This window comes from Halolactibacillus sp. JCM 19043 (assembly GCF_001310395.1).
GTDB classification, from domain to species: domain Bacteria; phylum Bacillota; class Bacilli; order Bacillales; family Amphibacillaceae; genus Halolactibacillus; species Halolactibacillus miurensis.
The window spans coordinates 23,065-45,678 of the sequence record NZ_BAXD01000022.1 but is presented as its reverse complement, the minus strand read 5'-3'; the positions used below and the strand labels follow the sequence as shown (position 1 = coordinate 45,678).

General features: G+C 37.6%; 20 protein-coding genes and 1 pseudogene. 19 read left to right on the top strand and 2 right to left on the bottom strand.

Annotated features, from left to right (window positions below; genetic code table 11):
* The first annotated feature begins 97 nt into the window (after window positions 1-97).
* The 13 genes and pseudogenes from JCM19043_RS10800 to hpf all read left to right on the top strand — a co-directional run bounded on the left by JCM19043_RS10800 (window position 98) and on the right by hpf (window position 10,529).
* Window positions 98-772, top strand: a complete 675-nt coding sequence (locus tag JCM19043_RS10800) for a response regulator transcription factor (RefSeq protein WP_062322453.1) — start codon at window positions 98-100, stop codon at window positions 770-772.
* Window positions 769-2,133, top strand: a complete 1,365-nt coding sequence (locus tag JCM19043_RS10795; protein ID WP_062322451.1) for a cell wall metabolism sensor histidine kinase WalK — start codon at window positions 769-771, stop codon at window positions 2,131-2,133. The genes JCM19043_RS10800 and JCM19043_RS10795 overlap by 4 nt, the downstream gene beginning before the upstream one ends.
* Window positions 2,134-2,157: 24 nt before the next feature.
* Window positions 2,158-2,310, top strand: coding sequence for a hypothetical protein (locus tag JCM19043_RS16510; RefSeq protein WP_156321399.1), 153 nt, complete (start codon window positions 2,158-2,160; stop codon window positions 2,308-2,310).
* A 17-nt stretch (window positions 2,311-2,327) separates the two neighbouring features.
* Window positions 2,328-2,993, top strand: a complete 666-nt coding sequence (locus tag JCM19043_RS10790; protein WP_231631511.1) for a zinc metallopeptidase — start codon at window positions 2,328-2,330, stop codon at window positions 2,991-2,993.
* Window positions 2,994-3,240: 247 nt separating this feature from the next.
* Entirely contained in the window at window positions 3,241-3,909 is a 669-nt protein-coding gene (locus JCM19043_RS10785) for a B12-binding domain-containing protein (RefSeq protein WP_062322447.1), read from the top strand.
* Between the two features lie 68 nt (window positions 3,910-3,977).
* Complete coding sequence (locus tag JCM19043_RS10780; RefSeq protein WP_062322445.1) at window positions 3,978-4,892, top strand: GGDEF domain-containing protein; 915 nt, start codon at window positions 3,978-3,980, stop codon at window positions 4,890-4,892.
* A 175-nt stretch (window positions 4,893-5,067) separates the two neighbouring features.
* The gene (locus JCM19043_RS10775; RefSeq protein WP_062322443.1) at window positions 5,068-6,162 is read left to right on the top strand and encodes an ABC transporter permease; all 1,095 of its coding nucleotides are present in this window, start codon (window positions 5,068-5,070) and stop codon (window positions 6,160-6,162) included.
* Window positions 6,162-6,842, top strand: a complete 681-nt coding sequence (locus JCM19043_RS10770) for an ABC transporter ATP-binding protein (RefSeq protein ID WP_062322441.1) — start codon at window positions 6,162-6,164, stop codon at window positions 6,840-6,842. The genes JCM19043_RS10775 and JCM19043_RS10770 overlap by 1 nt, the downstream gene beginning before the upstream one ends.
* 256 nt (window positions 6,843-7,098) lie before the next feature.
* Window positions 7,099-7,410 (top strand): annotated as a pseudogene (gene flaG, locus JCM19043_RS10765) (flagellar protein FlaG); the annotation flags it as partial.
* Between the two features lie 14 nt (window positions 7,411-7,424).
* A complete protein-coding gene (locus JCM19043_RS10760) occupies window positions 7,425-8,966 on the top strand; it encodes a flagellar hook-associated protein 2 (RefSeq protein ID WP_062322437.1) in 1,542 nt (513 codons plus the stop codon).
* A 39-nt stretch (window positions 8,967-9,005) separates the two neighbouring features.
* Window positions 9,006-9,398 carry a flagellar export chaperone FliS gene (gene fliS, locus JCM19043_RS10755; RefSeq protein WP_307725279.1) on the top strand — a complete coding sequence of 131 codons (393 nt, stop codon included), beginning with the start codon at window positions 9,006-9,008 and terminating at the stop codon, window positions 9,396-9,398.
* Window positions 9,398-9,751: a flagellar protein FliT gene (locus tag JCM19043_RS10750; RefSeq protein WP_062322433.1), complete on the top strand. Its 354-nt coding sequence runs from the start codon at window positions 9,398-9,400 to the stop codon at window positions 9,749-9,751. Before fliS ends, JCM19043_RS10750 begins: the two co-directional genes overlap by 1 nt.
* A 217-nt stretch (window positions 9,752-9,968) precedes the next feature.
* Entirely contained in the window at window positions 9,969-10,529 is a 561-nt protein-coding gene (gene hpf / locus JCM19043_RS10745; protein WP_062322431.1) for a ribosome hibernation-promoting factor, HPF/YfiA family, read from the top strand.
* Between the two features lie 118 nt (window positions 10,530-10,647).
* Here hpf and JCM19043_RS18905 read toward each other — a convergent pair whose 3' ends face one another.
* Together JCM19043_RS18905 and JCM19043_RS18900 are read right to left on the bottom strand one after the other, a co-directional pair.
* Complete coding sequence (locus JCM19043_RS18905; protein WP_369813849.1) at window positions 10,648-11,304, bottom strand: ROK family protein; 657 nt, start codon at window positions 11,302-11,304, stop codon at window positions 10,648-10,650.
* Between the two features lie 41 nt (window positions 11,305-11,345).
* On the bottom strand, window positions 11,346-11,828 hold the full coding sequence (locus JCM19043_RS18900; protein ID WP_369813848.1) for an ROK family protein: 483 nt from the start codon (window positions 11,826-11,828) through the stop codon (window positions 11,346-11,348).
* A gap of 205 nt (window positions 11,829-12,033) precedes the next feature.
* Here JCM19043_RS18900 and JCM19043_RS10735 point away from each other — a divergent pair, with 205 nt between their 5' ends.
* The 6 genes from JCM19043_RS10735 (at window position 12,034) to JCM19043_RS10710 (ending at window position 22,470) form a co-directional block, all read left to right on the top strand.
* Window positions 12,034-14,817, top strand: coding sequence for a glycoside hydrolase family 3 protein (locus JCM19043_RS10735; protein ID WP_062322429.1), 2,784 nt, complete (start codon window positions 12,034-12,036; stop codon window positions 14,815-14,817).
* Complete coding sequence (locus tag JCM19043_RS10730) at window positions 14,814-17,081, top strand: glycoside hydrolase N-terminal domain-containing protein (RefSeq protein ID WP_062322427.1); 2,268 nt, start codon at window positions 14,814-14,816, stop codon at window positions 17,079-17,081. Before JCM19043_RS10735 ends, JCM19043_RS10730 begins: the two co-directional genes overlap by 4 nt.
* An 18-nt stretch (window positions 17,082-17,099) precedes the next feature.
* Window positions 17,100-18,875: a sensor histidine kinase gene (locus tag JCM19043_RS10725; RefSeq protein ID WP_062322425.1), complete on the top strand. Its 1,776-nt coding sequence runs from the start codon at window positions 17,100-17,102 to the stop codon at window positions 18,873-18,875.
* Window positions 18,876-18,900: 25 nt separating this feature from the next.
* Complete coding sequence (locus JCM19043_RS10720; protein ID WP_062322423.1) at window positions 18,901-20,412, top strand: response regulator transcription factor; 1,512 nt, start codon at window positions 18,901-18,903, stop codon at window positions 20,410-20,412.
* Between the two features lie 4 nt (window positions 20,413-20,416).
* Entirely contained in the window at window positions 20,417-20,872 is a 456-nt protein-coding gene (locus JCM19043_RS10715) for a DUF624 domain-containing protein (protein WP_231631510.1), read from the top strand.
* A gap of 227 nt (window positions 20,873-21,099) precedes the next feature.
* Window positions 21,100-22,470, top strand: a complete 1,371-nt coding sequence (locus JCM19043_RS10710) for a DUF4340 domain-containing protein (protein WP_062322421.1) — start codon at window positions 21,100-21,102, stop codon at window positions 22,468-22,470.
* Window positions 22,471-22,614 lie beyond the last annotated feature (144 nt).

Below are 22,614 nucleotides of genomic sequence, written 5' to 3'. Positions count from 1 at the left end.
GAAAGAGTATCCGCTATACTAGGTTATGTGCAACACTAAAAAAGTATACAAACAAGTCAATGATACGATTTTGAAAGTGAAGGAAGGAATTTTTAGCATGATAACGATTCTTGTGGCCGATGATGATCGTCATATTAGACAATTGATTCGATTATATTTAGAAAAAGAAAATTTTGTTGTGGTTGAAGCGTGTGATGGTGAAGAGGCACTCGACCAACTTGAAAAGAATCGGATTGACCTTGCGGTCATTGATGTGATGATGCCTCGAGTGAATGGAATAGAACTCGTTGAATCAATACGTATATTCAGTGACCTACCTATTTTATTAGTGACGGCCAAAGGTGAGTCAGATGATAAAGTGATAGGTTTTGAAGCGGGGACAGATGATTATTTAGTGAAACCGTTTGACCCAATTGAACTTGTCTTACGGGTGAAAGCTTTACTCAAAAGACATCATGTCCTGCATGATAAAAAGCTAGAGATTAACAAGACGACGCTAGATTTAGAACAATTGACCGTCACGACAGAACAGGCTGTTATTCAGCTAAAGAAAAAAGAAATGGCGTTGCTTTTTACTTTGGCAGAAGAGAAAGGACGAATTTTAACGCGACAACAATTACTTGATAAAGTCTGGGGATATGATTATGAAGGTGATGAACGAACCGTGGATGTTCATATTAAACGCTTAAGAGAGAAAATGCATAACCTTCATGCATTTGAGATTGTGACAGTTAGAGGGCTTGGTTATCAATTAAAGGTTGAAGCACCATGAGAGAACATCTCTATTGGAAGTTCGTCTTAACTTTTCTTATCGGTGTATTAGGTAGTTTAATTCTGTCATACTATATTACAACAAGAATTGCTGGAGACGCTGATGAATACTATGAAGAATTAATTGAAGTGAGGCAAGGTATTATTCATGTCTATAAATTAGCCGGTGATGAGGAAAAAGAAAAAATCATGCCGATTTTAACAGACTTAGGAATAGATGCCACCTTGCTAAAAATAACTGATTTATCAAATGAATTAACCGAACGAGAAATGAATCAATTGCTCACTCAACAAGAAAACGATAATTACTTAATAAAGGACACCAAAAATTTAACGCAAGCGATGTATTTAATGTTTGATCGTGAAGCGAAAGAAGTGTTGAAGGTTGATATTGATTTATCTGATGATTTAGCGAATCGGCGCCAAGTGATGATTCGAACGCTGTTGTTTGTATTAGTTATCGGAAGTGTCTTTATCTTATTTGCCTCACGCTACTTTGTGAATAGTATTAAAAAGTTAACCGTCGCTGCAAAAGAAGTGACACGTGGAAACTTTGATGTTGACTTAAAGACAGAAAGAGAAGATGAAATTGGTCAATTGATGCATTCGTTTGACGACATGATTCAGACACTTAAATCAACAGATGAATCAAGAAAAGTGTTTGTTTCCAACGTATCTCATGAAATCCAGTCACCACTCACCTCGATTAAAGGCTATACAAAGGCAATTCAAGATGGCGTGATTGATCCGGAGGATGAGGCGAAATATTTAGCGATTATTTATCAAGAAGCGGATCGTCTCTCACGTTTGTCGACACATTTGTTAAAACTCCAACGTCTGGATGATGACCATTTTACGTTAAACAAACAAACGTATCGACTGGATGAACAGATTCGGTCCATTGTCCTTACGACAGCTCCGTTATGGCAAGAAAAAGATTTATCGGTCCATGTTGATTTAGAACCGTTGAGTTTGGAATTAGATGAAGATCTTATGGAGTTAGTCTGGATTAATTTAATAACGAATGCGATTAAGTTTACTGATCCTGGTGGCTCAATCGATATTAACTATTATTTAGAACATGATCGTCGCGTGATTCGCATCCATGATACCGGATGCGGCATTCCAAAAGATAAGCTACCCTATATTTTTGATCGCTTTTACAAAGTTGATGATGCCAGAACAGAAAAAAATGCGGGTAGTGGACTTGGTCTAGCCATTGTCAAAAAAATCATTCACTTACATGGCGGTGATGTCCAAGTCGTGAGTGATCAAAATCAAGGCACAACTTTTTTTTGTGAGATTAAAAAAATATTAATGAGTTCATATTCAGTTCACATTCAATCGGTATACTATCTTTAGAAACAAAGAGAGGATGAATGAGGAATGTGTGACGATACAATTCAACAGACTCACTTGATAAGAGGCTTTACATTACAACCATCAAAGTTAGAGCGGTTGATGCATCAATTAAAAAAATTAGGCGTAAAAGCTGACATTGTAACTTACAATAAAACAACAAAGGGACGTGACAACTAATGTTTTTCTTCCATCCAATGGACTTTTTAATTTTCATCGCTTTTGGTATTGCGATGTGGGCACAGTCAAAAGTAAAAGGAAACTTTCATAAATATAGCCGTGTTCAGGCATCGGCTCAATTAACAGGTGTTCAAGTGGCGCGAGCCATTTTAGATAAGCACGGCTTATACGATGTGACAATTGAACGGTCAAATCGTGGTGACTTATCAGACCATTATGATCCCCGCTCAAAAACAGTCAGATTATCTGGTCCTGTTTATAGCGGTGCTTCCGTTTCTTCATTATCCATTGCGGCGCACGAGGTTGGTCATGCGATCCAGCATGCGGAAAGCTATAGTATGTTGAAGTTTCGTTCAGCCCTATTTCCAGCGGCAAATATCGGATCTAGAATGGCACCATGGTTATTGATACTTGGTTTCTTTACTTTTGAGCCGCTGATTGGTGTTGGTATCGGCTTATTCTCAGCTGCGGTGTTGTTTCAACTGGTGACGTTACCCGTAGAGTATGATGCGTCTCACCGTGCGAAAGTTGAGTTAGAGGAATTAAACTTCGTCTCTCCGCAAGAAAAAGTAGGGGTTGGTAAGGTGCTTAATGCGGCAGCATTAACCTATGTCGCTTCAGCCGCCATTGCTGTTTTACAATTACTTAAATTCGTCATGATTTTTGCAGGTAGAGATGATTAAATGATTTTTAGAACACTCCAGATGATGCAAGATTGATCTTCTGGAGTGTTTTACTGTTTTAATTACATTTTCCATGACTGAAGTCATAGTTGTGATTCGTATATTCTATACTTACATAGTGCTATCGTTTTATCGATGAGCTAAAAGGGAATAGTTTTAAATAATACGACACTTTTACTATGATGATTAAAAACCCTAGGTACATAAGAGATAATAGAAAGAGTGTTTAGAGAAGAAGGTGAAGAAAATGCCCACAATACAAGCGGTAAAAGAAAATTATACTGACGCTCTACTGAATGGCCATACACGAGAAGCTTATGACGTCATCAAAGCAGCGTTAAATAATCAATACTCATTAATTGATGTGTATACGGTCATTGCGGATGCGATGTACAGTATTGGTGACTTGTGGGAAACGAATGATATTTCCATTGCACAAGAGCATGCAGCAACAGCGATTACTCAGTTCGTTTTAACACAAATCAGTGCAGAGTCAATCAAGACTTTTACACTTGAAGGAAAAAAGGCGGTTGTATTTTCTATTGAATCGAATACGCATTATTTAGGCATTCAAATGATAAAAAATCTGTTTAATGTGTATCAAATTCAAACATTCGATTTTGGCCCGAATGTGCCTAATAGCGATATTATTGAACGAATTGAAACACTTGGTGTTGACGTTGTTGCTTATTCAGTTACGATGTCAGAACATATTGATAAAGCAGTAGAATTAAGTGAGACGTTAAAAAGATTAGATCCGTTAACACGTCCAGTGATTATCGTCGGGGGATACGCGTTTCATCGAGATGAAACGTTACTTAGGCATGTTTTCTATGATTATTACTTTAAAACAATTAAAGATTTAAGTGGTTGGTTAGAAGAAGGGAAAAGTTTTGTGAAAAAGAAGACATCGTAACTTATTTGAAAAATGTTGATAAATAGACATTCAAAATATAAATATGCGGATATTAGGTGGTGTAGCTAATGGTAGAACGAGTGCAAGATGGCTTTTTAGAAGCCATAAGTGATGTAGGTGTGACGGGTGTTCTTGTGAATACAAACGGTGAGATTTTACACTTATTCGGAAAAGACATTAAAGTTACGCTTAATCAGACAACGATCTTTGAAAGCGTAGACAGTTATTCGAAAAAGCGACTAATTAACATTTTAATGGAAGATAAATCAATAGGGACGACTGATATTTATATGAAGTTAGCTAAACAAGAAGAGGCAGTCGCTTATTTTTTGAAATATGTAAAGACAGAACGAGGATATTGGTTGATTTTTGTCCCTTACCCTGATCAATACGGTAAGATGGTTGAAAACATGTTAGATGCTAATTCAGAATTGACACGTTTATTTGAAGAAAAACTTAGCTTAGAAATGGAATTAAAGATTAAAGTGAACGAATTAAAAATAGCGAGTATTACAGATCCGTTAACGAAACTGTATAATCGTCAGTATTTTTATGAATACCTTGAAAAGTTAGTACAAGAGGTAGCCTGGAAAGTTGTGACACTTATTATGGTGGATTTCAATGATTTTAAACGAATCAATGATGAATTTGGACATAAGGCTGGGGATACACTCTTAATAAGTTTTGCGGATATGATAAAAGAGCATTGTCATAAGGGATTTCGCTTTGGCGGGGATGAGTTTGTCGTTGTGTCACTAGATAAAAGTGAGACTGACATTCGTCACAACTTAGAAAAAATCAATCAAGCGTTCAAGCAACAAACAGATATCGTCACACTCTCATATGGTATGGTGCGTATTGAAAGTGACATAAAAGACGATTTAGCAAATAAAGTTATGGTAGACCGCATGTTACGTGAAGCGGATATGAGAATGTATCAACATAAAAGGGAAGTCAAAAAGAATCGAGACAGTTATAGATAAAAAGCAATCATCTATCTTAAATAGTGTAGATAATTGTTTTTTGCTATTGCGGGGATTTTTTTAAGATTGAGAACCGATAGTGATTAATTGCGTTTTTTAAACCGAAAGGTTAAAATACTCTTATTGGATCATTGTTCAATAAAGCACAAATATCAATATTAGAGGGGGACACAACATGTTTCATTTAGCCATTAAAGATATGCGCTTTTCTAAAGTTAAGTACGGTTTAATTGCGTTAATCTTATTTTTAATTGCCTCACTCGTTTTAGTTGTAAGTGGATTAGCTAGAGGGTTATCTGACCAAAACATCGCCATGTTAGTAGAGTCAGAAGGAACAGAGTTTTATGTGAGTGCAGACAGTGAAAATGAATTAGATCAGTCAGGCTTTCTTATTGAAGACTTACTGGAAGAGGTGCCAACTGAAGAAGGTTGGCAACCACTTATTACACATCCAGTTCGTTTCGTTCATGATGGTAAAGAAGATGAGAAGCTAGGAGCTACGATGATTCCGGTAGATACAAACTCAAAACTTTACCCAGGGGTGATAGAGGGAGAAGCATTAACGAATGATGAAGACTTGACGATCATTGTTGACCAAACCATGCAAGCAGATGGTGTGGAATTAAACGATACACTTTATGATGAAGAAACAGATCTAACCTTTACCGTTGTTGGTTTTACGGAAGATCAGACGTATCGTCATACACCTGTTGTCTATGTTTCAGAAGCGGCATTTTACGCGGAAGAAATCAGCCCTAATCGGGTGGCCAATACTGTCGTTATATTTGAAGATAACGATGCTCTTAAAGCTTCGATTGACAACGTATTATCAGAAGGTGTCTGGGTAGATAAGACAGAGGTTATTGATGCGGTGCCTGGACACTCTTCAGAACAGATGTCATTAAATATGATGATTTTCTTCCTGATTGTCATATCTGTCTTTGTTTTAGCCGCTTTTTTCTACATCATTACTATTCAGAAGTTAAAACAGTTTGGTATCTTAAAAGCGATTGGAGCAAAGAATCAGTTCCTGATTGGTTCAACGTTGATGCAAGTTGTTATTCTGTCTCTGTTTAGTTTAGCATTAGCTGTGTTATTTACGTATGGGGTAACGTTTATACTACCAGAAGGCATGCCGTTTGATTTTAATATCACGACTATTTCTTTATACAGCTTATCAATGTTTTTAGTTTCAATATTGGGAGCACTATTATCTAGCCGTCGGATTGTAAAAGTTGATCCGCAACAAGCGATGGGAGGAGCTGAATAATGACATTACCATTAGAAGTTAAACAGATTAATAAACGCTTTAAAGATGGTGAGACGTATATCGATGTATTACAAAATATTGATTTCTCCATTAAGAAAGGTGAATTTGTAGCGATTGTCGGTCCTTCAGGTTCTGGTAAAAGTACACTCCTTTCGATTATTGGGGCACTCCTTACAACGGATGATGGGGATGTATTGATAAACGGTAAAACCGTTAAAAACTTAGATGAAGGCCAAAGAAGTGATGTCAGACTGAATGATATCGGATTTATCTTTCAGACAGCGGAACTATTACCATATCTTCATGCTGAAGATCAATTAGACTTAGTCGCAAAGTTAAATAAAATGGATAAAAAACAACGAAAAGCGCGCGCAAAAGCACTCCTTACGGATGTAGGGTTAGAAAAAAGGCGCAAACATTATCCCCATCAATTATCTGGTGGAGAAAAACAGCGGGTAGCCGTCGCAAGAGCCTTTATGAATGATCCGGCTCTCATCCTTGCGGATGAACCAACAGCGAGTCTTGATGAATCCCGTAGTCATGAAATTGTTTCACTTATTAAACAAGAAGTAAAAGCAAAAAGTAAAGCAGCGATTATGGTGACACACGATGAAAGTTTACTCACCTACTGTGACCGGGTCTTTCGCATGAAAGACCATCACCTAATTGAAGATAAGTAAGACAAACGGATGAGGGCTATGCTCTCATCTTTTCTTTTCGTATCATTTTGTTATTATGAGTTATTTAAGATTTCCAAACGATTGTCGATATAATGGAAGAGAAGCGTTCGTGTAGTTAAATGAGTTAAGGATGTATAGAAAAATCTGCATACATATGTATGACAGCTAATAAAAAGGAGTTGACATATCAATGGAAGTCAGTTGATTACAATCGAATCATCCACATACTGTTCAACCTAACGAAAATCATCAAACACGTCATGTTGAACAATCATTTGTGATTGAGACAAGTACACATCAAGAGACAGCTAAACAGACAAAACATAAAGAACAGAAACCTTTAGAAAGAGCTGAAATGGAAAGCATGGTTGAAGGTATGAATAAGTTCTTAGAACCTTCAAACACAACGATTCAGTTTGAATTACATGATAAATTAGATCGCTATTACGTCAAATTAGTTGATAGAGAAACAAAAGAACTTGTACGAGAAATTCCACCAGAAAAAATGCTTGATATGTACGCGCAAATGGCAGAGTTTATGGGTTTTCTTGTCGATGAAAAAATATAAGAGAAGGTGATTTTATGCGTATTTCAGGATTCGCATCAGGTATGGATATAGACCAAATGGTCAAAGATTTAATGAGTGCAGAGCGGATACCACTTAACCGTGTAGAAGCAGATAAAACACGTCTTGAGTGGACACGAGATTCTTATCGGGATTTTAACGTAAAACTTAAAGAATTAGATGATGCATTATTAAAGATGCGTTTATCTAGTTCGTTAATGTCAAAACAAACATCAACATCAAATAATGCGGTAACGGCAACGGCAGCATCGAGTGCATCTAATGGTAGCTATAAAATGGAAGTAACAGAACTCGCGACATCAGCAATTAATGTCAGTCAAAATACTTTATCAGCTGAAGGTAAAGAGATTGATGCTTTTGCGACGATTAAATCACAAATCGCCGATGGGGAATTTGGTAATTCAGCTCTAGCAGCTTTTATCGAAAATGGTGAAGATCCAGTCATTAGTTTTAAAACCGCTAAGCAAGAAGAAAATTTCGAATACAAAGTAACAGATGACACGACACTCGAAAGTCTATTAACAAAAATCACGAATGATGACAACGGTGTACGTGCATTTTATGATGTGGGCCAAGATAAGATAATTTTAGAGAGTGTAGAGGCCGGGAATCATCAAGAAGGTGCCGAAATACAGTTTGAAGATACTTCATTTATGGCACAATTATTTGATATGCGATCCAGTAATACTGATCCGGCATACGCTGGTGAACAAGGAGGCACCGACGCCACCTTCAAATACAACGGTGTTGAATTAACATCTAAAACGAACCAAACGACATTGAATGGCATTACCTTTACCTTTAACAATGTCACTAATGATACGCCAGCTTATGTGAATATTAGTGATGATACAGATACGGCGTTTGATAATATTGTTAAGTTTGTTGATCAATATAATTCTTTAGTGGATGAAATCACTAGTAAGACACGTGAAGAACGTTACAAAGATTACGACCCACTGACTGCTGAAGAAATGGAATCAATGAGTGAGCGTGAGATTGAGTTATGGGAAGAAAAAGCACGTAGTGGTTTACTAAAAAGTGATCGGATTTTAATGGATGGGTTATCAAGTATGCGCCAAGCGTGGACAGGGTCTGTTGACTCTGAAGGTAGCTTTAAACACTTATCATCTATTGGTATTAGCACAACCCGTAATTATATGGACGGTGGTAAATTAGAGATTGATGAAGATAAATTACGAGCGGCCCTAAGAGATGATCCAACGTCAGTCGATCAACTCTTTACAAATAGTAGTGATGGAGCTGATCGTGGAATCTTTAATAAGTTAAATGATGCGATTGACCAAACAGCGAATCGAATCAATGATAAAGCTGGTCGCTCGACGAGCCAGATTCAACAATATGCCCTTGGTCGTGAGTTACAAAATATGAACACACGAATTGATAACTTCAATCGTCGTCTTGTTCAAGTAGAAGATCGTTACTGGAGTCAGTTTACCGCGATGGAAAAAGCCATTCAAAAAATGAATGAGCAATCAAACTTCTTGTACTCACAAATGTCGGGTGGACAACAGTAAGTTAAAGGTTTTAAATAGAGAGGATGTCATAATTATATGATGCAGCAACATCAAGCCTACAAAACAAACGCGGTAAATACCGCAACACCACAAGAATTAACGCTCATGTTATATAACGGGTGTTTAAAGTTTATGAAGCAGGCGAAAAAAGCGATGGAAGAAAAAGATATTCCTGCGAAAAACAACTATATTCAACGGGCACAAGATATTATTAGCGAGTTGATTATTACACTTGATCATAATGCGCCAATCGCAAAAGATATCTTACCACTATACGAGTTTATTAATCGTCGTTTAATTGATGCGAATATTAAAAATGATCCTGAGATATTAATGGAGGCTTATGCTTTAGTGGAAGAGTTCAGAAATACTTGGAAAGAAGTTATGAAACAAGCTAAAACGATGCAGTACTCACAAGGTGCAAAAGCATAATGTCGAGATTAGATGAACTTGAACAATTCACTAAGACGTTTAAAGAAAAGTTAGAAGAGCAGTCCAAGAAGAAGAATAAAGAAGATTTAATTCACCTTGTAAATAAGCATTTAGATGAGCGTCAGTTACTTATAGATCAATTATCAAGTCCTTATTTAGATAAAGAAAAACAGCAGCTATTACGCATTTTAAATCATGATAAAGAGATGCAAGAGGTGCTAAATCATGTGTTTCAGTCGATTAAAAATGACATGCGTCAAGCTAAGAAACAAAAAACATCTAATCAACAATATTTAAACCCTTATCAAAATGTGGCTACGGTTGATGGTACCTATTGGGATAAGAAAAAATAGTTGGAAATATTTGATAATTTAAGCCTTGTCTAGTTATAAATTGGACAAGGTTTTTTATTCGGTTAATTATGGATAAAAATGTAATGTCATGAAAGTGAAGAGATATAAGGGTTTCTGAAAGTATTTTAAAAACTTTAAAAAACTTTTACATTTCATGTTTATAAAATTTTGGACAGGGGTATTTATGAAGTATAGATATAGAAAGGAGGACACTTACATGAAATACAACATTCGAGGAGAAAATATTGAGGTGACTGGCGCAATAAAAACTTACATCGAGAAAAAGATTAGTAAATTAGAACGCTATTTCGAAACACCTCCAACATCAGATGTGAATGTCAATTTAAGTGTCTATAATGACGAACAAGAGATTGAGGTTACCATTCCAATGCCAAACCTGTTACTAAGAGCAGAGGAAAAGAACACCGACTTATATGCGGCGATTGATTTAGTTGTAGATAAGTTAGAGCGTCAAATCCGTAAATACAAAACTAAAATCAACAGAAAAACGCGTGCTAAAGGTGCACCTAAACATATCTTTGCTGAGATGGAAAAAGATTTGTTAGCAAGTGAACTTGAAGAGTATGATGATGAAGAAGGCGTTGAAATCGTTCGTACGAAGCGATTTGATCTTAAACCAATGGATTCTGAAGAAGCTGTTTTACAAATGGATATGTTAGGACACAGTTTCTACGTATTCACTAACGCTGAATCAGGAGACACAAACGTTGTGTATCGTCGTCACGATGGTCGCTACGGCTTAATTGAACCAAATTAAAACAGTTAAATTAAAACGTATATAAACGAAAGAGACGGTCTATTGTTGACTGTCTCTTTTTTGATTCTTATATTGATTCTTTGTCAAATGGTATTGACAAAGAATATGCCACCTATCATTACTCTTCCGTTTGTTTGATAGAAAGCAAGAAGTTTTCAATGGTAAAAGAAGCCATGCCTTTAATTGTTGATAAGTGATTCGGTGAAGTAAAGTCAACGGTCACTTTTTTAGAATGAAACCCAATCGCATGAGAATAGACGTATGCTTGAATATCTTCTTTAATCCATGGTTGGAGCTTGCTCAATTGATTACCAATTAAGATTTGTTCAGGATTAAATAAATTAATCATCGTCGTAATACCAATCGCGATATACTCACCTATCTCTTTAAATAAAGCAATAACGGCTTCATTATTCTCAGTAGCTTTTTGAATCAGTAAATCCACAGAGGCTTCTTCATTTCCGGTGACAAGTCCTCGCTTAATCGCTTGTTCTAATAGAGCTTGTTCTGAGGCGTAGCGCTCAAAACAACCAGCATTGCCACAACGACAATTTATCCCGTCTTTAACAATAGTAATGTGCCCCATTTCACCGGCGAAACCGTTCAAACCGGTATAAAGTTTTTGATCAAGCACCATACCCATACCAATCCCCATCCCTACACTTAAATACAGCATATGTTTTGGTGGTGTTTTAAAGCCGAAGCGCATCTCACCGTAAGCGGCTGCATTTGCTTCGTTCTCAACAATGACGGGAACATCAAAAACATCATTCAATGCTTGTTTTAACTGAATATTTTTCCAATTTAAATTCGGTGCTAAAAGGATCTCGCCTCATGATTAACGACGCCTGGTACACCCATGCCAATACCGACAAGTCCGTACGGACTTTTTTTCATTTCTTTCATCAGTGTATGAATGGTTGATACAATGTGCTCAAACACTGTATCAAATTGACGTTCATGCATTTTAGCATGTTTTTTTACCATAATCTCACCATTCAAATCGGTAAGTGCAGCATCGATATAACCGACACCCAAATCTAAGGCGATTGTATATCCAGCTGCCTGATTAAATAACAACATGACTGGACGCCGTCCACCACTTGATTCACCAGGACCTGACTCCATGACAAAATGCTCATCAATTAATTCACTTACTAAGGATGAGACCGTCCCCTTATTTAAGCCTGTTACTTGAGCTACCTTTGCGCGTGAAATAGGCGTATGTTCAATGATCGTTTTTAATACTAACGCTTTATTTTCTTGTTTGACAATATATTGATTCCACGTTCGACTCATATTAGACACTCACTCTCTATTTTGAAAAATTTATTCTTTCTTAACTGTACCATATAAGGTTATTTGGTGCATTAACTTTGTCCAACATATAGACAAACAAAAAGATGGTTGGTATAATTTGAAGTACCTACAATTAACCTACGAATAACTTTATATTCCTCCTAAAATGTAACCGTTGTCAAATCATGATAAAGGAGGCATTCTTATGCCTGAAACTTTGAACAATCGCTCATTAGTGATTGAAAAAAGACTTGATGATTTGATGGCGTCTTTGACATGTGAAGAATTAATTTCACTACTCTCCACTCATCAAAGTCCCATTACACGCTTGAATATCCCTGAATATCACATTGGTGGTGAGGCGGCTCATGGCATTGTTGACCGTGAGGGCTTAGCTTTTACTGTTTTCCCCCAACCCATTGGATTGTCCCAAACATGGCATCCAGCGCTCATTAAACGCGTTGGAAATGCGATAGGAATCGAAGCACGTAGTTTTTATCACGTTAAAAATAAATCAACCGGATTAACGCTTTGGACACCAACGATTGACTTAGAGCGCGATCCGCGTTGGGGAAGAACGGAAGAAGGATACGGCGAAGATCCATTACTAACGGCAACATTAGGAGTGGCGATCATCGAAGGCATGCAGGGAGAAGATCCCGCTTGTCTTCAAATGGCCGCCGCGCCGAAACACTTCTATGCAAATAATAACGAAGAAAAAAGAGAGTCAACGTCAAACAGTGTTGATTTACGAAATAAATATGAATATTATCTACAACCATTTAAAGCCGCTTTCACAAGGGCTAAAGCAACGTCCATGATGACAGCTTATAATGGTATCAACGGTATACCCGCAATGCAACACGCTGATATTAACCAAATAGTAAGACAACAATATCAAATGGACGGCTATATTGTCAGCGATGGTGGGGCATTAACGCTTAATGTGACAGACTATCACTATTATGACACGTACAAGGAAGCCCTTGCTGATAGTCTGAAAAAGGGCATTGACTGTTTTGTAGATGATAAAACTCTAGTTGAAACGGCCGCAAGAGAAGCCTTAGCGGAAGGTTTAATTAATCGATTTGATATATCTTCAGCTGTCCGTCGCACGCTACGTATTAGAATGCTGCTTGGTCAACTCAATCAGATTGATCCTTATAATTCTTACGTATCGGTTAAGGAAGCGCGTGAAAAACATCGTTCATTATTACGCCAAGTCACGGATGAATCAATCGTATTATTAGAAAATCAAGACTATTTACCCCTTAGAAAACAACCGGCCTCTCTCCTTGTCGCCGGCCCAATGGCTAATCAGGTGATGAGAGATTGGTATACCGGTGTGATTGACTCACCAGTCACACCGCTAGACGGGATAAACTCCCGCTTTAAAGAAAGTCAAGTACACATGGCTGATGGGTTTGATACAGTCGTGATAGCGTCTGGGACCGGTTATATAAAATTTATAGATAGTAGAAAAGTGACCATTGTTGATAAAAGTGACGCCACAAGATTTATTGATGAAAATTTCGGGGAAGATGTTCATGTATTATATGAACCAGTCATGAAGAAATACTTAACCCTTAACACCGAGGCTCAACGTTTTGAGCTAACGGCCGATGAAGTTTTTAGTTGGTTTGTGAATGAGAAGCTCGTTATAAACGAAAAGAATGGCTCAAGGGTATTAACTTCACGTCATCACAAACCACTCGACGTCGCACAACATCACCTAATTGAATCAAGTGATAATCTAGGGAGTTGTCACCTTGAAATTGTCATTTCAGGTGTAAAAGAAGTCGAGCAAATGGCCCGAGAAGTAGAAACGGTGGTGCTTTGTGTAGGGAATCATCCGATGATTAATGGTCGAGAAACAGAAGACCGGCGGACACTCGCTTTACCTGAGCACCAACAACAATTAATAGAAGCTGTTTTAAGGCAAAATAAACAGGTCATTTTAATGATTATCGCCAGTTATCCCTATGCGTTTACTTTTAAAAATCACCGACCACAAGCGATTCTTTATTCTGCACATGGCTCAGAAGTACTCGGTGAGAGCATAGCTAAGGTGATCGCAGGGGATGTTTCTCCTACAGGAAAATTATCTATGACGTGGTATCAATCCGAAACAGACTTACCATCTCTTACGAATTATGACATAATTAGAAATAATCGAACGTATTTATATTTTCAAGATGCCGTCTTATACCCGTTTGGTCACGGTTTAACTTATCACTCATTGACAGTTGAAGATGTGAAAGTGAAAGCAGCTGGCCTGTTAACAAGTGGTCTAGAGATTGATGTGACTTTCAGCAATCCTCATGATTTGGCGGTGACGGATGTGTGCCAAGTTTATGCCCGTACAATAAAATCACAACAACAACGACCGAAAAAACAGCTCATTGGTTTTGAGAAAATCATGCTTGAACCATTTGAGCAGCGTGTTGTCTCATTTGAAATAAATGAAGAAGCCTTTCATCAATTTGATCCACGTTGTCGAGAGATGCGACTTATTTCAGATACGATTCAAGTCGCATTGGGATTTTCTTCGAGAGATATTTTTTACCGCTCGAGCCCATTGACGTTGCCAGGTCAAAAGTTAGCTGAAAGACAAAAAAATCACGTGTACTTCGCAGAAACGTTTGATGACTACCAATTAGCTAGTGGCGATCTGTTACATTTAGACCGTGACGAGTTAGAACAGACCGTCGTGAAGGTTGATTCTTCAGGTGCCTTTCATTATGGTGGTGTGTCAATGGGACCTAAAGATACGTTAGCCTTAACGATACACAATCATGTAGAGCATCAGCTTGATGTTCAACTTAATAGCCATTCTCTAACACTTATAGACAGTCAACGATTAGAAGGCTATACAATCCTGTACTATCAAGGATCAATGGATATAGTCGATGCGACCTTAACGATGACTACTGATCTACCAGTGACACTCATAAAATGGAAAATTGAAGAAGGAGGAAGACGTTTATGACTTTTATAGAAAAACCAACGAAAGGTATTTGGCATGACCAACCAGCCAACAACTGGGAGGAAGGCCTTGTCTTAGGTAATGGTAAGATGGGGATGATTGTGTTTGGTGACCCGGAAAGAGATACCGTCATTGGCAATCATGGTCAACTGTTTTTACCAACGAAAAACCAACAACCGGTACCTGACTTGTCTGATTTATTTGGACAGCTGCGTTTGGATATTCAATTATTTGGCTATGACCAAGCGATTGAACGTTACGAAAAAGAGGCACTCAGACGAGGGTATCAAGGGTTAACGATGTCAAACCCTTACGTGCCAAGTTTTGAATGTTCCTTTGATTTTCATCACGAGGAAGAACCAAAGGCCTATCGACGTCAGTTAAATTATCAAACAGGTGAAGCAACCGTAACCTATGAACATCGAGAAGAAAGAATCGTCACCCAATCCTTTGTTTCACGTCGAGACGATCTTATCGTATATAGAGTAAGAAATTTAGATGGTTTGCTTGATGTGACGATGATACCAACAATCTATGACAAAGAAGAACTCTCTGGTGCCTTCTTCTTCCAAAATAATCAGTTTAAATGGCACTATAACTACACCTTTAAAGAGGGTGGTTATACAGTGAATGGACAGTTCGAGACACACGGTGGAAAAGTTGCAACAAAGGGTAACCATATGCGTATCTCCGATACGAAAGAAATCGTGTTTCTATTTAGAATTGAACCAACACTAATGTCACCGCCATTATGTGAAAAGATTACCGATTACCACTGGTTATTGAGTCGACATCGTGCCATCCATCAAGAGTTATTTGACCGCGTACAATTAACATTGAAGAAAGATAAGAAAATAGATGACAGTTTCACGGCTTTAATGGTTGATGCGCAAAATAAACAAACATTACCCCTTACGCTGCTTGAAAAAATATATGATGCCAGTCGCTATATGTATATCGCTTCTTCTGGTCAAGTGACACCCAATCTTCAAGGGATTTGGAGCGGAACATTTTCACCGGCATGGAGTGGTGATTATACGTTTGATACGAATGTCCAACTATCGATTGCTCAAGCATTATCGGGACATTTTGAAGAAGGTTTGTTTGGGTTCTTTGACTTAATTGATTCGTTACTACCGGACTTTAGAGAAAATGCTCGAAGATACTATGGTTGTCGCGGGATTTTTTCATCCATCCACGCGAGTTCACATGGTCATCACATTCATTGGAATAAAGACTGGCCACTCTTATTTTATACCGCAGGTGCTGGTTGGTTAGGTCACTGGTATTATCAATACTACCGGTATACACAGGATACCCAGTTTCTTAAACATAGATGTGTTCCGTATTTAGAAGAAGTCGTCTTATTTTTCCAAGATTTTCTCATAGAGGACCCAGACGGCACCTATCGCTTTAGTCCGTCTTACTCTGCTGAAAATGGTTGTGCGGATAATGCCACGCAAGATATTGCGGTATTAAAAGAAGTATTGACGAATTTAATTGCGAGTTATCACGTGTTAGATGTCGATGAGAAAAAAATAGAAACTCTCACACATATGAAAGAAAAACTACCAGCTTATCGGATCAATGAAGCGGGTGCTTTAAAAGAATGGTTACCAAATGAAAAGGAAGAAAACTATAATCATCGTCATTTTTCTCATCTTTATCCCATTTTTCAAAGCCGTGAGTTTACCGAAGAAACGGCACCCGAACTTTTTAAAGCCGCGCGAATAGCCTTTGATAAAAGAAGAGAAGCCTGGTTAGATAGTGATGAGGGTGATACGACATCGACACATGGAAGAATGCATAGCGCGCTTCTAGCAACGCAATTTCATTTGCCAGATATGATTAAGGATATTTTTATGATGTTAATTAATCATGATTGTTTTTATCCGTCATTAATGATGAGTCACTATAACAACCGGGAAGTATTTAATGTTGATGGAAATGGTGCTTTCCCGCAAGTGATTCATGAAATGTTGGCTGATTATCATCATCACACGCTCTATCTATTACAAGCCTTACCGACAGATATTGAAGCGGGTGAAATCCAAGGCTTACAGCTACCAGATATGATGGAAGTGTTAAACTTAAAGTGGGATTTAATAGAAAAACGCGTCAAATTATCGCTTGTAAGTCGAGTGAGACAAGCGGTACAATTTAAATTACCGCTATATCCAAAGGCAAAGATACATAACCATTTAGCTAATGGTTATGTTGCTGAATTAAACAAAGACCAACCAGTCATTATCGAAATTGAGTTGTAAAGGAAAGGAGGTCAACGGATGAGAAGGCTAAAAGAGCTGTTACTCAATCTGAAAATCAGTAAAAAACTCATGGGGGGTTATTTAATTGCCACAGCTTTCCCTCTTATTTTAGTTGGCCTTTATTTAAATATTAGTGTCAGAGACGTTGTTGTGAACAATGCCATTTTTGAAGCAGAGGCAAACTTAGAAAAAGTAGAATTACAACTCGAAAATGCGATCAATCGTGTGACACAAGCATCAGATCTTGTTTATTTGGATAAAGGGATTGAATCGCTTTTAACAGAGACGTACGATTCTAACTTTGAAGTATATCAAGCCTATGCAAACTATCCGGTTTTTGATAATTTTTTAGAATTTTACGAGGAGATTGAGAATATTCAATTCTTTATGGAACGTTCCATGATTTCAAACTCATACTTTATTTCCGTTGATGAGGCAATTGAACAAACCGATTGGTATCAAGAAGCCAAAGAAAAACAAGGACGGATCAGTTGGCTCATTAAAGAAGAACACTGGACAAAAGAGCGATATCTTACCTTAACCCGAGCCGTGTATGGGACAGAAAATCAATACTTAGGCGTGGTCAATATCTATGTGTCAATGGATAAATTAAGACGGATGATTAATAGCGAGATTCATGACACGTATATCATTTTAGATAATGATACGATTGTGTATGCGAGTGATTCAGAAAAACAATTTATGAAACCAACGTTTCTGTCCGGTTTCACTGACGAAGAATTAGATCAAACGTTGTTATTTGATGATATGTATGAAGGAGAAGATGTAAAGATAAATGTTCGCCGTCTAAAGCCTGAAAAGTCACTCCAAAACGATTTACAACTGGCTTCAATCATCCCGTTAGAGATGTTAATGGCCCAACCAAATCAAATTTTCTTGCAAGGTTATCTGATTATTATCGGTGTACTTATTGTCTCCTTGATTGGCTTTAGAGTGTTCATTCGGACATTTAACACGAGAATTAACACATTGAAAAGTGCAATGGGACGTGTCGCTCGTGGTCAATTTAACATTGAACCAAAGATGGTCGGAACAGATGAAATAGGCGAGGCGTATGATGAGCTTTATGAGACATCGCAAAGTCTACAAAAACTCATTGATGAAGTGTATATCCATAAAATAAAAGAAGAACGTTGGTACCGTCAACAGAAAGAATCTGAGTTTAAGATGTTGTCTAGTCAGATTAACCCGCATTTCTTATATAACACATTAGAGATGATTCGGATGAAAGCCCTCGTAAATAAAGATCCAGATGTCGCCACGTTAATCAAAAAGTTAAGTAAAATGATGCGTCAAGCATTGGAAAGAACCGATCGTCCTGTAGCGCTGAAGGATGAACTGAATTTAATAGAAAATTATTTAGAGATTCAAGCGATGCGCTTTGGCGATCATTTTAGTTACACGATAGCAGTCGACCCGGGGTTAGATGATTATAAAGTATTCCCATTGTTGATCCAACCCATTGTAGAAAATGCGATCGTTCATGGACTTGAACCAAAAGAACAACGTGGACATCTGACACTTACAGTTAGAGAACAAGAAGACGATATCATCATCGCTGTCACTGATAACGGTGTGGGAATGACAACGAAACGGCTATTAGAGGTAAGGCAGGGCTTAACCGTGACAGACCATTTAAATGGTCGACGAATTGGGATTCGAAATGTTCATCAACGGATGATGCTGTATTATGGTCAAGATTATGGATTGACGATTGAGAGCACTAAAAACGTAGGCACAACAATGACGTTACGGTTGCCAAAAAGAGATTAACGTAAGGTTTGGGGAGGTAGTTAAGATGTATAAAGTCATGTTTATCGACGACGAACCGATTATTCGAGAGGGCATGCGTCATGTGATTGACTGGGAAGCTCTTGGTTTTTCAGTTGAAGGGGATTATGGCCATGCGAGAGAAGGCCTAAAGGCCATTATTAAACACCGCCCAGATGTCGTCTTTGTCGATATTAAGATGCCTGGAATGACCGGGCTTGAATTAGTAACGGAAGCAAAAGCAGCAGGATATGACGGTCGATTTATCATTTTATCAGGTTATTCGAATTTTGATTATGCCAAAGAATCAATTAAGTTAGGTGTCGATGCGTATCTACTCAAGCCCATTGATGAAGATGAATTAGTCGACTGTTTGTTAGAGATGAAAGAAAATATTAAACAAGAGGAACAAATCCATTCACAAATTTCTCAATTCAAAGAACAATCCATTCATGAAGCGTGGCGAGCCGTTATTGATGGCCGAACGAATGATTGGTTAGGTCATAGTGAATTAAAGACGATACCAGGACCATTTTTAATCGGCGCTATTTTCTTTCGTAAAGCATTAAGTCGGCGGCGCTTGAAAACTTTATTTGAAGAACATAAAATTACGAAGTCTTTTGTGATATTTAAGGATTATCTCAGTTACTTAGTTTTTCCAAGTGCCACAGACGATACGAAAGATGATTTTAAACAAGCGGTCGTCTTAATTAAAAAACTAATTGATGAACAGGCTTACGCGATTTTATCTGAACCGGTTGATGATATCCACAAACTGTCTTCCGAAGTTCAAACGATTCAAGACGCAGAGCAAGTCATTTATGTCCTTCCATCACAAGTTGTATACACGACCAAGCACGTTCTTAAAAGTAATCATGAACAAGAGCAACCACTGAATATACACGCCTTTATTCAACGGGTTATTCATGCGTTAGAATTTAAAGATAAAGTGATTCTTTCAAGTGTCAAAGAAGATTTTATTCACTACTTTCAAACAAACAGCGTGACGAAAGATCGTGTAGAACAGCGGATGTTTGAGTTTGTTTTACACCTCACTGATAAAGTTAAAGAACAGTATCCTGAAGTAACCATGACATCAAAAAATGAATGGTATGAAATTATCGTCGATGCGGATCATTTATTTGATTTGTTAGATGAGTTGATAGAAGAAATATGGGCGATGTCTAACCAGATGACCGGCTTTCAATTTAATGCTGATGATGATATGGAGAAAGTGGTCGCGTATGTCCATCACTATTACGCCAAGGATTTGAGTTTAAAAGTGCTGGCTGAAATGTTTAGTTACAATAGTTCTTACCTCGGTAAGAAATTTAAAAAATATACAGGAGACTACTTTCATGTCTATTTGGAACGATTCCGTATAGAAAAAGCTAAACAACTCCTAACAAATCGAACCATTAAAATCTATCAAGTATCAGAAGCTGTCGGCTTTAACAATATGGATTATTTTTATAAAAAGTTTAAAAAGCATGTTGGCAAAAGTCCGAAAGAATATCAGTTATCTTTAGAAAGGGATTGACATCATGAATCAAAATATCATGGACCGGCTTATTTATCAGATAGCAAACTATGTCTATTGTTTCTTTATCACCAATGTCTATTTTATGGTGCTTATTAGTCCATTTATCTTCGTCTATTATTTTTCAGAATTTACTATAAAAAATATTTTCTTATATTATGTGTCGCTTTTACTATTCGGTCCAGCTTTTGCGGGGTTATTGAAAACAATGGATAAGTTGATTGAAGATAAAATTATCGCCCCAACAAAAACCTTTTGGCACTACTTTAGGGTGAATTTTAAAACGGCTATGAGTTACTGGCTGATTATATCAACACTGTTACTTATTTTAATTGTCGATCTCTATTATGCTAATCTGTTTGCGCCATTTTTATCGATGGTCTTTCTCATCTTAATGGTTGGTGTGATCGTGATAGCGATGTATGGTTTTCCTATTTTAACTCGATTTGAATCAGGCTGAAAAGTTTGTTTGTTGTCTCTACTTATGCGGTGTTTCGATTTTTTAAAGTGACCGTTCTTAATGCGACAACATTGATATCTTTTGGGATTATCTTTTACTACATGCCAGGTATTTTAAGTTTGTTTTTAATGAGCTTCATTGCCTTCTTTATGATGTATAATTTAAAACAGCCGTTTATAATCTTACAAGATAGTTTTCAAAAGGATCAGGGAAAGGAGAAATAAAGCATGAAAAAGAAAGGACTTATACTTATCGTAGTCATCATCATTGCTATTGCAATACTCTTCTTTATTCAACTGACTAAAGAAAAAGACTTAGCGATTCAAGATCAACCGGCAGAAAAAACGCCAGAAGAAACGGAAAGCTATAGCTTTATTAAAGAACCAACGACTATAACCGCGATTAATTTTCTTACAGAGCAAGGTTTTGTGCTAGAAAAAACAGAGGGAAGTTGGACGGTGGCTGGACGTGCGGAAGAGACAGATCAAGCAATTGTAACGGAAAGTCTCCAACGTTTAAGTTTATGGGAAGGTGAACGAGCCAACGTTAACCGTAAAGATGTCGGATTAGATTTTCCACTGATTACTTTGAAAATCAAACAAGATGAAAAAGAGAAAAAGTTAGCGATTGGTGAACTAAATATGGCACAGACCGCTTATTATGTTAGCGATGATCAAACAGGCGATATTTATTTAGTGAATCGAGACCTTGTGGAGCAGTTCCCGTTCTATGCGGAAGCATTTTTAGATCGATCGTTGTTAAGTGAATTATCAACCATTGACACTGTCACCATTGACAATGAAACAGAAGTGATTGAGTTGACGAGAGAAAATCCTTTTACAGAAGCGGAGTCACTCGCAAACATTACAGGATGGTTCCTCAAGCAGCCTTTCAATTATCCGCAATTCACCTCTTATTCTGTCACGGAAACTTTCGTTCAAACGTTAAGTAGCTTATCGTTTGAAGAACTTGTCATGGTAGACAAAGCGGATGAGATAACGGGTTTAACAGAGAGTGCTTTCACGATCGCTTTTACATCTGCTGACAGTGAAAAGGTGATGATAATCGGTAAGCCAGCCTCGCAAAACACGTATTATGCTACGTTTAAGAATGATGATCAAGTCTTTACCTTAGCAAATGAGGTGGTTCGTGTCTTTAGTACCCCGTCAGAAGCGTTTCATGATGGCTTCATTAAAGTCATCGCACTCGACACATTAGATGAATTAATGATCACAACAAAAGATAGCGTGCACGCCTTACATGTCGAAACAGAAGGTAAAGGTGATGATAAAACGACCGTCTTTACCGCAAATGATGCGGCATTAGACGCAAGCATGGTTAGAAAACAATACACCGCACTTGCCGGCTTACAAGGGACAGAGCGAAGCAATGTTGAGGTGATGCCAACAAGAGACATAAGTTTAACATATAAAATCAATACCGAAGACGGTATAAAAGAAGTCGTGGTCGTTTTTAGTGAATATGATGCCACACACTATGCGGCATTTGTCGACGGTGTCAATGATTTTATTATTGAAAAGAGTCAAGTGAACGAAGTAGTCAACGCTATGGTTAGCGTCATACATTCGAATGAATAATGGTAGAAATGAGGCGCTACACTTGATAAGTGTTCACATGATGAAGAGTTAAATAATAGTCAATGAATGAAAACGAGAGACGACGTACTCTCGTTTTTACTTGTTTTTATCTCTTGTTTGTTAGGCCGTTTGAAGTCATCACTA